At 68.7% G+C, this 13,180-nt stretch carries 8 protein-coding genes; 6 read left to right on the forward strand and 2 right to left on the reverse strand.

Annotated features, from left to right (window positions below; all coding sequences use genetic code 11):
- Entirely contained in the window at nt 1-3,642 is a 3,642-nt protein-coding gene (gene uca / locus HNR00_RS04965; RefSeq protein WP_183565815.1) for an urea carboxylase, read from the forward strand.
- A 175-nt stretch (nt 3,643-3,817) separates the two neighbouring features.
- On the opposite strand, the gene atzF is transcribed toward uca, so the two are convergent.
- Together atzF and HNR00_RS04975 are read right to left on the reverse strand one after the other, a co-directional pair.
- Entirely contained in the window at nt 3,818-5,614 is a 1,797-nt protein-coding gene (gene atzF / locus HNR00_RS04970; protein ID WP_312885999.1) for an allophanate hydrolase, read from the reverse strand.
- Between the two features lie 360 nt (nt 5,615-5,974).
- Nucleotides 5,975-7,453 (reverse strand): carbohydrate porin, encoded by a 1,479-nt coding sequence (locus tag HNR00_RS04975; RefSeq protein ID WP_183565821.1) that lies wholly within the window; start codon nt 7,451-7,453, stop codon nt 5,975-5,977.
- 548 nt (nt 7,454-8,001) lie between these two features.
- Between HNR00_RS04975 and HNR00_RS04980 the strand changes: the two genes are divergently transcribed.
- From HNR00_RS04980 to urtE, 5 genes are all read left to right on the forward strand, one after another.
- A complete protein-coding gene (locus tag HNR00_RS04980) occupies nt 8,002-9,312 on the forward strand; it encodes a transporter substrate-binding domain-containing protein (RefSeq protein ID WP_183565824.1) in 1,311 nt (436 codons plus the stop codon).
- Nucleotides 9,313-9,374: 62 nt separating this feature from the next.
- Nucleotides 9,375-10,259, forward strand: a complete 885-nt coding sequence (gene urtB / locus HNR00_RS04985) for an urea ABC transporter permease subunit UrtB (protein ID WP_183565827.1) — start codon at nt 9,375-9,377, stop codon at nt 10,257-10,259.
- 82 nt (nt 10,260-10,341) lie between these two features.
- The gene (gene urtC, locus HNR00_RS04990) at nt 10,342-11,454 is read left to right on the forward strand and encodes an urea ABC transporter permease subunit UrtC (protein ID WP_183565830.1); all 1,113 of its coding nucleotides are present in this window, start codon (nt 10,342-10,344) and stop codon (nt 11,452-11,454) included.
- An 11-nt stretch (nt 11,455-11,465) separates the two neighbouring features.
- Complete coding sequence (gene urtD / locus HNR00_RS04995) at nt 11,466-12,206, forward strand: urea ABC transporter ATP-binding protein UrtD (RefSeq protein WP_183565832.1); 741 nt, start codon at nt 11,466-11,468, stop codon at nt 12,204-12,206.
- A 3-nt stretch (nt 12,207-12,209) separates the two neighbouring features.
- Nucleotides 12,210-12,908, forward strand: coding sequence for an urea ABC transporter ATP-binding subunit UrtE (urtE, locus tag HNR00_RS05000; protein WP_183565835.1), 699 nt, complete (start codon nt 12,210-12,212; stop codon nt 12,906-12,908).
- Nucleotides 12,909-13,180 lie beyond the last annotated feature (272 nt).

A 13,180-nucleotide genomic window follows, 5' to 3' on the forward strand; every position in this document is an offset into this window, starting at 1 on the left:
ATGTTCCGCAAGGTCCTGGTCGCCAACCGCGGCGAGATCGCCGCCCGCGTCGTGCGCACCTTGAAGCGCATGGGCATCGCGTCGGTCGCCGTCTATTCGGACGCCGACCGCTTCACCCCCGGCGTGCTCGCCGCCGACGAGGCCGTGCGGCTCGGGCCCGCGCCCGCCGCGCAGAGCTATCTCGACGTCGAGGCCGTGATCGCCGCCTGCAAAGCGACGGGCGCAGAGGCGGTGCACCCCGGCTACGGCTTCCTCTCGGAAAACGTCGGCTTCGCCGAGCGGCTGGCGTCGGAGGGCATCGTCTTCATCGGGCCGCGCCCGGAGCACCTGCGCGCCTTCGGCCTCAAGCACACCGCCCGCGATCTCGCCAAGGCCAGCGGCGTCCCGCTCCTGCCCGGCACCGATCTTTTGCCGGACGTCGATACGGCACTCGGCGCGGCCGAGACCATCGGCTATCCCGTCATGCTCAAGAGCACGGCGGGCGGCGGCGGCATCGGGATGCAGCTCTGCCACTCAGGCGAAGAGCTGGCCGAGCGCTTCGCCGCGGTCGAGCGCACGGCGCGCGCCAGCTTCGGCGATGCCCGCGTCTATCTGGAGCGCTTCGTGGCGCAGGCCCGCCACGTCGAGGTGCAGATCTTCGGCGACGGCAAGGGCCGCGTGGTCGCGCTCGGCGAGCGCGACTGCTCGCTCCAGCGCCGGAATCAGAAGGTGATCGAGGAGACGCCGGCTCCGGGCCTCTCGGATGCCGTGCGCGCCCGCCTCCACGCCGCGGCGGTGGCGCTGGCTACGAGCGTCGCCTATGCCTCCGCCGGCACGGTCGAGTTCATCTACGATCCCCAGCGCGAGGATTTCTCGTTCCTCGAAGTGAACACCCGGCTCCAGGTCGAGCATCCGGTGACGGAAGCGGTGTTCGGCATCGATCTCGTGGAATGGATGGTGCGCCAGGCCGCGGGCGAGGACCCGATCGGAGAGGCCGGGACGCTCGTCCCGCAGGGCGCCGCGATCGAGGCCCGGCTCTACGCCGAGATCCCGCACGCCAACTTCGCCCCGAGCGCCGGGCTGCTGACCGAGGTGCGGTTTCCGGAGTCGGCCCGCATCGACGGCTGGATCGCCACCGGCACCGAGGTGACGCCGTTCTACGATCCAATGCTCGCCAAGATCATCGTCACCGGCGATGACCGGCCGGCGGCGATCGCGGCGCTCAAGGCGGCGCTCGCCGAGACGGCGGTGTCGGGCATCGAGACCAATCTCGACTACCTGCGCACCATCGCGGCCTCCGATCTCTTCGCCAGCGGGCGCGTCGCGACGACCGCTCTGCGCGACCTCGCCTACCGCCCGCGCAGCATCGAGGTGCTGTTGCCCGGCCCGCAATCGAGCCTTCAGGAACTGCCCGGGCGGCTGGGCCTATGGGAGGTCGGCGTGCCGCCGAGCGGTCCGATGGACGCCCGCTCCTTCCGCCACGCCAACGCGCTGGTGGGGAACGACGGCGACACCTGCGCCCTCGAACTCACGGTCTCAGGGCCCACGCTGCGCTTCCACACCGACGCCGTGGTGGCGCTCTCGGGTGCGGCCATGAGGGCGAGCCTCGACGGGGAGCCCCAGCCGCACGGCCGCGCCTTCGCGGTCGCGGCGGGGCAGACGCTCGCGGTTGGTCCGATCGAGGGGCCGGGCCAGCGCGCCTATCTGGCTTTGCGCGGCGGCTTTGCCGCGCCCGTCGTGCTCGGCTCGCGCGCCACCTTCGCGCTCGGCGCCTTTGGCGGCCACGCCACCGGCGTGCTGAAGGCCGGCGACGTGCTCCATTGCGGCGAGGCGCCGGAGGTCGCGGCCTCTGCGCCGGAGCCGGCACTGCTGACCCACGCATGGGAGATCGGCGTCCTCTACGGCCCGCACGGCGCGCCGGACTTCTTCCAGGAGGCGGACATCGCCGACCTGTTCTCGGCGGCCTACGAGGTCCACTTCAACTCCGCCCGCACCGGCGTGCGCCTGATCGGCCCGACCCCGCGCTGGGCCCGCCCCGACGGCGGCGAGGCCGGCCTGCATCCCTCGAACCTGCACGACAACGCCTACGCCATCGGCGCCATCGACTTCACCGGCGACATGCCGATCCTGCTCGGCCCCGACGGCCCGAGCCTGGGCGGCTTCGTCTGCCCGGCGGTGATCGCGCGGGACGAGCTGTGGAAGATGGGCCAGTTGCGGCCGGGGGATACGGTCAGGTTCCGGCCGGAGGCGCGGCCGGCGGACGAGACACCGACAGAAACCCTCCCCCCTCTGCGGGGGAGGGTGGCCCCCGAAGGGGGTCGGGAGAGGGGAGCGCCGCTTCCGGATAGTGCGGAGCCGACCCCTCTCCCGCCCGCTCCGCGGGCACCCTCCCCCGCGAAGGGGGGAGGGTTTGCGCGCGGTGCCCCTATCCTCGCCAGCGACTCCTCCGGCCCGGTCCCGGTTGCCTATCGCCGCCAGGGCGACGACAACCTTCTCGTCGAGTACGGCCCGATGGCCCTCGACATCGGCCTGCGGCTGCGGGTGCATCTGCTGGCCGAGGCCGTGCGCGCCGCTCGCCTCCCCGGCCTGATCGACCTGACGCCGGGCATCCGCTCGCTCCAGATCCACTACGACGGCACCGCCCTGCCCCGCCCGCATCTCCTCGGCTTGCTCCGGGAGATCGAGGCCGGCCTGCCGGCCGCCGAGGATGTCAGCGTCCCGAGCCGTGTCGTCCACCTGCCGCTGTCGTGGAACGACCCGCAAGCCGAACTCGCCATGCGCAAATATCAGGAACTGGTGCGCCCCAATGCGCCCTGGTGCCCGTCGAACATCGAGTTCATCCGCCGCATCAACGGCCTGCCCGACGAGGACGCCGTGCGGCGAACGGTGTTCGATGCGAGCTACCTCGTGATGGGGCTGGGCGACGTCTATCTCGGCGCGCCGGTCGCCACCCCGGTCGATCCGCGCCACCGGCTGGTCACCACCAAGTACAACCCGGCCCGCACCTGGACCCCGGAGAACGCGGTCGGCATCGGCGGCGCCTATATGTGCATCTACGGCATGGAGGGGCCGGGCGGGTACCAGCTGTTCGGCCGCACGATCCAGATCTGGAACACGTGGCGCACCACCCGCGAATTCGTCCCCGGCCACCCGTGGCTGCTGCGGCCGTTCGACCGCATCCGCTTCTTCCCCGTCTCGCACGACGAACTCACGGAAGCCCGCGCCGCCTTTCCGCACGGGGCCTATCCGGTTCGGATCGAGGAGGCGACGTTCTCCTACGCCGCGCATCGCGCCATGCTCGCGGACAACGCCGCCGAGATCGAGACCGCCCGAACCCGGCGGCAGGCGGCCTTCGACGCCGAGCGCGAGCGCTGGAAGGCGGAAGGGCTCGACAGCTTCGTCACCGACGAGGGCCCGATGGCGCAGGCCGGCGAGATTCCCGCGGGCTGCGTGGGCGTGCCCACGACGGTGCCGGGCAATGTCTGGAAGCTTCTTGTGAGTGAGGGAGAGGCCGTCGCCGCCGGCCAGACCGTGGCGATCCTCGAATCGATGAAGATGGAGGTGCCGGTCGCCGCCCCGGTCGCCGGCCGCGTCCGCGAGATCCGGACCCAGCCCGGCCGGACGCTCCGCGGCGGCGACCTCGTCGCGATCCTCGACGCGTAGAGCCTCGCGTGGCCCGGGACTTGCCGCGCTCGCCGCGCGGCAAGGGGCCGCCCGAAGGAATGCCCGCGATGCATCGGATCACCGCCGTCCTCCGCGCCGTGTTGCGGCTCGTCCTCGCGGGTGCGCAGGCCAAGGCGTCGGGCCTTCGCCCGCAGGAAGCGCGCGTGCCCGTGCCTCACCCGCCCGCGCGGGCGAGGTAGGCGCGCCAGCCGCCGTAGCCCGTGATCTCCTCGGCCCCCGCGACGGCGTAGGCCTCGCACAGGAAGCCGCTGACGGCGCGGCCGTCGGCAAGCGTCACGCGGCCGATGCCCAGCGGCGCCGGGATCGCGGCGACGAAGCGGGCGAAGGCGGCCGGCGCCAGCGTCCAGACCTCGATGTCGAGCCCCGGCCCCTCGTAGTTGGGATCGCGCAGGAGGCCGGGCTTGGCCGGCTGGGTCCCCGGCAGGGCGTAGAGGCGGTAATCGCCCGCCGTGCGGGCCGGCCCGACGAGCCGGGCGCCGAGTTCGCGAAGTTGGCCGTTCAGCGGCAGGCCGGAGAGGTGGGCGCCCACCACGGCGAGCGGAATGCCCTCCGGTTCGGGAGGCGCGACCGCGGGAAAGGACGCCGCCCGGTCGAGCCCCGCGCCGCAGGCGGCGCCGCGATGGAGTGCGTCGGCGAAGGGCCCGAGCGCGTCGTCGCTGCCGCCCGGCCCGATCAGCGTCACCCCGGCCGGCAGACCGTCCGCGCGGAAGCCCGCGGGCACGGCAATGGCCGCGAGCCCGAGCAGGTTGGCGAAGTTGGTGTAGAGCCCGAGCCGGCTGTTGAGCGTGATTGGGTCGTCGCGCATCGCGGCGACCGTGTAGGTCGTCGGCGCGCTCGGCAGGAGCAGCAGATCGACATCCGCGAAGATCGCTTCCGCGCGCCGCTTCAGGGCCTCGAAGCGGTAGCGCCCGCGAAACGCGTCGACGGCGCTGAACCCCTTGGCCGACTCGACGATCGCCCGCACGCTCGGATCGAAGGCGTCGGCGTTGGCGGCGAAGAAGTCCTCCACCGCCGCGAGCCGCTCGGCGACCCAGGGACCGCCGTAGAGGAGCGCCGCGATCTCGCGTAAGGGGGCGTAGTCGAACGGGACCGGCGTGGCGCCGAGGCTCGCGAAACGCTCGACCGCCGCCTCGTAGAGCCGCTCGGTCTCGGTGTCTCCGAAGAACTCCCGCTCGGCTCCGGTCAGCACGCCGAAGCGCGGCGCCCGCGGCAGGGCGACCGGCGGGATGGTCCGCGAGAAGGCGTCGGCCGGATCGACCCCTTCGGCGATGCGCCGCACCGCGAGGCCATCGGCGACGCAAGCGGAAAAGACGCTGATGCAATCGAGACTGCGGCAGGCCGGCACGAGGCCCGACGTGCCGAGCAGGCCCGGCGTCGGCTTGATGCCGACGAGGTTGTTGAAGGCCGCGGGCACCCGGCCCGAGCCGGCGGTGTCGGTGCCGAGCGCGAAGGCGGCGAGCCCCGCCGCCACGGCCACTGCCGAGCCCGAACTCGACCCACCGGAGATGTGCTCCGGCGAGTACACGCTGCGCGGTGCGCCGTAGGGCGAGCGGGTGCCGTTGAGGCCGGTGGCGAACTGGTCGAGATTGGTCTTGCCCGTCACCAGCGCGCCCGCCGCCTTCAGCCGCGCGACGACGTGGGCGTCGGCGTCCGGTCGATAGGCGAAGGCCGGGCAGGCGGCGGTGGTCGGCAGGCCGGCGACGTCGATGTTGTCCTTGACCGCGAAGGGCACGCCCCAGAGCGGCAGGGAGTTCGGCTGCGGGTGCCGCTCCATCAGGGCGCGGGCCGCGGCGGCGAGGTCGGACCGCGGCACGGCGGTGATGAACACGGCCGGGTCGGCCCAGGCCTCCATGCGGTCGGCGACCGCCTCCGCGACATCGAGCGGCGTCAGCGTGCCGGCGGCGTAGAGGGTGCGCAGGCTCTCGAGCGTCAGGATTCGGGGAAGCGTCACGCCAACTCCTCGTGCCCGCGAGCGGGCCATCGTGCCTCGACGTTAGGCAGGTCGACCGCGCCGAATTTGCGGCCGCCGCAACGTCGCGACGTCGGAGCAAGGCTCCGGCCAGATGGCCGCGCAGGGCCGCTTCGATCGCCGCCGCCGACGATGGGTCGCGCGCGATGGCTCCCAAACGGACAGGGCGATCGCGCTCTGCGATCGCCCTGCGACGATGTCATACCAGTCTGCACGGAACAGGACCGATGGTCCTGTTCCGTGCGCTCGGCGGGGCCCGCCGCCCCGCAGTCGCGGGGGCAACCGGCGATGAGTCACCGTCATCGCCGGTTGGTGTCAGATGACGGCGCGACGCGCGGGCGATCAGCCCGGCGCGAGGCCGAGCAGGGTTCCGAGCGGCACGACGAGGGTGAAGCCGCCGTAGAAGCCGTCCTTGGCGCGGCGCGCCGTGTAGGGGTTCCAGAACGAGTTCGGGTTGACGACGTACTGGACGACGGGCTCGAGGATCACGCCCTTGCCGATGTCGAGGTGCGCATTGGCCTCGAAGATCAGCTTGTCGCGCGAATACGGGGCGCCGGAGCCGCCGGAGATGAAGTTCGCGTCGGCCAGGAACTGGGTGTAGTTCTCGTTGAGGCGCTGCCAGTTGACCTTGAGGCCGTAGGTGTCGTTGGGCCGGCTCTGGTCGGGGGCCTCCAGCAGAACGCCGAAGAACGAGTTGAAGCGGATCGGGATCGTCGGGTCGAAGGCGTAGCCGGTGCCGGTGTAGAGCGAGATCGCGGTGGGGTGCAGGTTCACGTCGCCCTTGGTGATCAGCCCGGCATCGGCCCGCCACACCGTCTGGGTGCCGGTGAGCACGACGCCCGAGGTGCCGGACTTCTGCAGAACCGGATCGCCGGGGTTGAGGCCCTTGGAGGTGCCGAACACGGTCTTGAAGTTGTCGTCGTGGTCGGCGGTGTTGACGAAGCCGGTGAGCGAGACGCGGCCGGGATAGGCATGGGTGGCGTAGGTGGTCTTGGTGCCGATCTCGGTCATGACGAGAGCGCCCGAGATGCGCTCGTAGCCCCAGTCGTAGCCCGAGAGCACGTTGGTGTTGGGGTTCACCGTGAAGGCGCCGGCCTGGATGTAGCTGGTGGGCGACATCTGGTAGGCGACGTTGGCGCCCCAGACCGCGAACAGCGGCGAGGTGAAGCCGGCGTTGAAGTAGAACAGGTCCTGGAAGCAGGAATTGATCGAGTTGCACGGCGGCAGACCGTAGTAGCGGTCCGGGTGGGTGCGGCCGAGCTCGATCACGAGGCGGTCGTCGAGGAGCTTCTGCTCGTAGGTGAGCAGCGACAGGCGGTTGTTGTTGGGGGTGTAGGGCGGCTGGTAGCCGACCGTGGTGTCGCCGATGTCGGCGGCCATGTTGAGGTTGCGCACGAGGCCGAAGAAGGTCTGGGTGAACTTGATCGTGCCGCCCGCGATGTTGGCCAGCCGCTGCATGTCGGCGTTCATCGAGAGGACGAAGTAGGCCGAGTTCGATTGCTCGCCGCGGCGCAGGCCGGCGGTGGGGTTGGCTTGGTAGAAGTCGTAGATGTTGATGTCGAAGGTGAGCCCGCGGGCGGCCATGTCGGTGGCCCAGGGGGCGAGCGGTCCGACGCGGACGGGGTCGCCGGGCTTGGCGGCGATGGCGGGATCGGTGCGCGGCTGGGTCTGGTCGTTGAACTGACCCACGGGCGAGGCCTGCTGCGCCTGCGCGCCCGGCCCACCGAGGGCGAGGCCTGCGGCCAGGAGCAGCCCGGCCGTCTTGCCCCTCGTCCCTGATCGCGGGTGCCGCCGCCGGGCCCCCTGTCCGTCGCGTCGCATCGTCCTGTCCCCTTGTTGCACCGGCCTCGATCAAGACTTGGAAGATCTTGGCCGGATCCGTCGAGTGCGACGCACAAAACGGGCCTGCCGCGATCCGTGGCCTCGAGCGAAACCAACCGTGAGCGGTATTTTGGTGGATGTTTGATTTCTGGTTATAATTTGAAACTGCCACAATCCAGGCCTGCCGGACGGGCAGTTCATTCCGGAGGCAGGTTGGCAAAAAACTGCACTACTGCGCAATTTTTGACCAATAACTTCCGTCGTTACAAGGCTGGCATCGATTCCGATATGCGGTCAACAGCGTAATTGGGATTTTTGGTATCTGAGGCATTCGGCTTGCAAGGATGCCACAGGCACCGTCGTGAGCCGCCGATCCTGCGGGTTCGTTGCCCCTTGAGAAAAAATCTGTCTCGAAAAGAAAATCACCCTTGACGCAGTGCGAAAACCCGCCGTAGCGTTCGACGGCAAGATGAGTTTCGATCTCTTGCAGATTTCATCGGCAGAGCGATGAAAATCCAGGCAATCGCCCAAAATTCGAGGTGACGGACATGGACCTCACGCGTCGCAATCTCTTGAAGCGGTCTTCGCTCGCGGCGGCGGCGATCGCTGCGCCGCATCTCTGGCTCCCGACCGCCCGCGAGGCCTGGGGCGCGACGCTCAAGAAGGGCGAGCCGATCAAGGTCGGGCTGCTGTTCTCGCTCACGGGCCAGCTCGCCGTCCCGGAGGAGGATTCTACCCTGGTGATGCAGTACGCGATCGACGAGATCAACAAGAGCGGCGGCATCGCCGGCCATCCGATCCAGCCGGTGATCGTCGATGCCAAGTCCGATTTCAACGTCTACTCGGAGAAGGCCAAGGAACTGATCATCCGCGAGAAGGTGATCGCCCTGTTCGGCTGCTACACCTCGGCCAGCCGCAAGGCGATCCTGCCGGTGGTGATGTCGCAGAACAGCCTGCTCTACTATCCGACCTGCTACGAGGGTGCCGAATGCACCCAGAACACGATCTGCACCGGTCCGCTGGCCAACCAGCACTCGAAGGACCTGATTCCGTATATGGTCAAGAACTTCGGCAAGAAGGTCTTCTTCGTTGGCTCGAACTATGTCTGGCCGAAGGAATCGAACAAGAATGCCAAGATCTGGCTCCAGGAGGCCGGCGGCGAGCTGGTCGGTGAGGAGTACATCCCGCTCGGCAGCTCGGAGTTCGGCCCCGTGCTCGGCAAGATCCGCGATGCCAAGCCGAACTTCATCTTCTCGACCGTGGTCGGCGCCTCGGACATCGCGTTCCACAAGCAGTTCAAGCAGGAAGGCTTCAAGGTCGATTCGATGCCGATCGCCTCGCTGACCACCGGCGAGATCGAGACCAAGGCGATGGGCGCGGAGTTCGGTGCCGGCCACTTCCTCTCGGCACCGTATTTCCAGTCGCTGGACAACCCGACCAACCAGAAGTTCGTCGAGAGCTTCCTCAAGAGCAAGTACGGCAAGAACGGCTCCACCCATTACAACATGGAGGAGACCTACCTCTCGGCCTACGTGTTCAAGGCCGGCCTCGAAGCCGCGATCAAGAAGACCGGCAACGTCGAGGAGGTCACCTCGCGCATGATCCGCGACGTCAGCGGCGGCGTGCGGGTCGAGGACGCGGTCTCGCCGGAAGGCCTGATCTGGATCGACGGCGACAACTTCAACTCGTGGCTGAAGCCCAAGATCGGCCAGTGCCAGGCGGACGGCAGCTTCAAGATCGTCTCGGAGGCGCGTGAGCACGTCGCGCCCGACCCGTACTCGATCTACCCGAATGCCGGCAAATGCACCGCAGCCGGCCTCGTCGCCCCGGACGGCAAGAGCCGCAAGAACGTCATCTGACGCTGTTCCGCGCCCCTTTCCGGCCGCGGGCGCCGCGGCCGGGACCACCCGACGGAGGTCCCGTGACGTCTCTCGACATTGCCCCATTCGCCAACGCCCTGGTCCTCGGCGCCAGCATCGCCAGCATCTGGCTCATCGCCGCGATCGGGCTGACGATCATCTACGGCACCGTCGGGGTCATCAACATGGCCCACGGCGAGTTCATCATGCTGGGCGCCTACACCTCCTACGCCCTGCAATCCTTCCTCGGCCTGCCGTTCCTGCTCTGCCTGCCCGCCTCGTTCGCGGTGGTGGCGCTGATCGGGCTCGCTATCGAGCGCGGGCTGATCCGCTACCTCTACAACCGCCCGCTCGACACCTTGCTCGCCACCTGGGGCGTCTCGCTGGTGCTGATGCAGGGCGTGCGGCTGATCTTCGGCTCGGACCCGAAATACATCGCCGTGCCGGAGATCTTCCAGAGCAACGTCGAGGTGGGGTTCGCCAGCCTGTCGGTGTTCCGCCTCGTCGTGATCGGCATCACCGCGCTCGTGGTCGCGGCGACCGCATGGCTGTTCTACCGCACCCGCTTCGGCATGCAGGTGCGGGCCGTCATGCAGAACAAGGAGATGGCCGCCTCCTTCGGCATCAACGCCGACCGGGTCTACATGACGACCTTCGCCATCGGCGCCGGGCTCGCCGGGCTCGCCGGTTCCCTGTTCGGGGTGCTCGCCATCGTCCTGCCGACCATGGGCACGGCCTACGTGGTGCAGGCCTTCCTCGTCGTGGTGGTCGGCGGCGGCACGCTTCTGGGGAGCGTCGCGGCGGCGGGGCTGACCGGCGAACTCCAGTCGGTCTTCGCCTTCCTGACCAACGACACCTTCGCCCGCTTCCTCCTCTACGTGCTGATCGTCGTCTTCCTGCGCTTCCGCCCGCGCGGCCTGTTCGCGGTCGCCAAGGCCCGGCGATGAAGGTCGCGCCGATGAGCGCCGCGCCGACGGAGCCGGTTTCCGGCTTCCTCCCCTCCTCGCCGTCCGCAGAGTGTCTTGTCCGATGACGACGACGCAGAACCTCTATCACAGCAAGCCGGCGCAATGGGCGGTCTACGGCCTGTTCTTCGTTGGCATCGCCCTGATCCCGGTCTTCGTCACCGACGGCTTCCTGCTCAACCAGTTCGCCGTCTACGGCATCTACGGGATGCTGGCGCTCTCGATCAGCCTGTGCTGGGGGTTCGGCGGCATCCTCAATCTCGGCCAGGGCATCGCCTTCGGGCTCGCGGCCTACGGCATGGCGATGACCATGCAGATGCAGTCGCAGGATCCGGACTCGAACCCGATCCCGCCGTTCATGCTCAACAACAGCCTGGAGCACCTGCCCTGGTTCTGGCAGCCGTTCTGGAGCACGGGCGGCGGCATCCTGCTGGCACTCGTCGTGCCGACTTTGTTCTACGTCGTGTTCGGCACGCTGATGTTCCGTGCCCGCGTCTCGGGGCCGTTCTTCGCGATCATGTCGCTGGCGATGCTCTCGGCCTTCGCCACGCTGATCCTCGACATGCAGCCCTACACCAACGGCGCCAACGGCATCTCGCCGCCCTCCCCGCTCAGCGTGTTCGGCACCGACATCGACCCCTACGGGAAGACCGCCTACTGGATCGTCTGCGGTGGGCTCGTCGCCGTCACGGTCGGCGCCAAGCTGCTGACGCAAAGCAAGTTCGGCCTCGTGGTGCAGGCCCTGCGCGGCGATCCCGAACGGGTGCGCTTCCTCGGCTACAACGTCGCCCTCTACGAGACCTGCATCTACGCGATCTCCGGCTTCATCGCCGCGCTCGCGGGCTGCCTGTGGGTAATGCTGATCCAGTACGTCTCGCCGGCGCAGCTCGACACCACCTTCAGCATCGGCATGGTGATCTGGGCCGGGATCGGCGGGCGGCTCTCGCTCTTGGGCGCGATCCTCGGCGCCTTCCTGATCCAGGGCGGCCAGAGCTATCTCGGCGACCAGTTCCTGGCCACGTGGCTCCTCATGCTCGGCGCCTTCTTCATCGTCGTCGTGCGCTTCCTGCCCAAGGGGCTGGCCGGGCTCCTCGAGAAGATTTTGGGCAGCGTCGCGCGCCAGCCTGCCAAGCACGCCCGGCCCGAGCCCGCCGGGCTGCCGGCGGCGGGCGAGTGAGGGAGGCACCCATGGGCGTTCTCGAGATCCGCGACCTGCACAAGAGCTTCGGCGGCACCAAGGTCATCAACGGCTTCAGCCTCGAGGTGACCGAGCTGACCCTGTGCTGCCTCGTCGGCCCCAACGGGGCCGGCAAGACCACGACGATGGACCTGATCACCGGGCGCCAGAAGCCCACCTCCGGCACCATCACGCTCCGCGGCGACGACATCACCGCGCTCTCGGAGCACGAGATCGCCCAGCGCGGCATCGGCCGGAAGTTCCAGGTGCCCGCGGTGTTCCGCGAACTCAGCGTGCGCCAGAACTTCGAGGTGGCCTATTCTCGCGAGGTCAACCCGTTCCGCAACATGCTGCGGCGGCGCCCCGCCGGCTTCGCGGAGAAGCTCGACGAGGTCGTGAGCCTGACCGGCCTCAAGGACCGCCTCGACGTCGAGGCCGGCTTCCTCTCCCACGGCGAGACGCAGTGGCTCGAGATCGGCATGGTGCTGATGCAGAACCCGGCGATCCTGCTGCTCGACGAGCCGGTGGCGGGCATGACGGAATCCGAGATCGAGAAGACCATCGTCTTCCTCAACCGGCTCAAGCGTACCAACACGCTGATCGTGGTCGAGCACGACATGGGCTTCGTCCGGCAGATCGCCGACGTCGTCACCGTCATGCACATGGGCGCCTTCCTGGCGCAGGGAAAACTCAGCGAGATCGAGGCCGATCCGCGGGTCCGCGAGGTCTATCTCGGCGAGACGGAGGTCTGACGCATGCTGCTCGCCCTCGACCGCGTGACCTCCTATTACGGCAAGACGCCGATCCTGAAGGATCTGGGCTTCGGCCTGCCCGAGGGGCAGTGCCTGTGCGTGCTCGGGCGCAACGGCGTCGGCAAGACCACGCTGCTGCGCACCATCATGGGCCTGACCGACCGCACCTCCGGCGAGATCCGGATCGGCGGCGATCCGATCGGGACGGCTCCGACCCATGTGCGGGCCAAGTACGGCCTCGGCTACATCCCGCAGGGGCGCCAGATCCTGCCGCACTTCACGGTCAAGGAGAACATCCTGCTCGGCACCTTCGCCCGCACCGACGGGCGCCAGGACGTGCCGGAGCTGTGCCTCTCCCTGTTCCCCTACCTCGCGCAGAACCTCCACCGGAAGGCGGGGCTGCTCTCGGGCGGCCAGCAGCAGCAACTCGCCATTGCCCGGGCGCTGGCCACCAACCCGCGCATCCTGCTCCTCGACGAGCCGACCGAGGGCATCCAGCCCAACATCGTCGCCGAGATCGGCCAGACGCTCGGGCGGCTCAACAAGGAGTTCGGCATCACGCTGATCCTCACCGAGCAGCACATCAAGGTGGCGCGCAAGCTCGGCGACGCCTTCCTGATGATGGAGAACGGCCGCATCGTCGCCCGCGGCCCGATCACCGAGATGACCGACGACCTGATCGAGCGGCACATGACGATCTGATCCGGCCGCGCTCGTGTCCGAGCCGCCGGCCTGAGCATAAAAAATGTTTCCTGAGAAGAATTATCTGCTTGACCCTCGATCCGGAGCGGATCTAGTCTAGAACAATAACCAAATACTCCGTGTTCGGACTTTATGGTCCGAATATAGTGAGTTCATCGACTCTCATTATAAATTCCGGCAGGGCGCGAAATCTCCGCCGGAACGGGCCGTCTGCCGAAAAAGTCCCGGCGGCCCGCGCGTGCCCGCAACCCTGCCCGGCTTGCCACGACGCG

The sequence above is a fragment of the Methylorubrum rhodinum genome, assembly GCF_014199935.1.
Classification (GTDB): domain Bacteria; phylum Pseudomonadota; class Alphaproteobacteria; order Rhizobiales; family Beijerinckiaceae; genus Methylobacterium; species Methylobacterium rhodinum.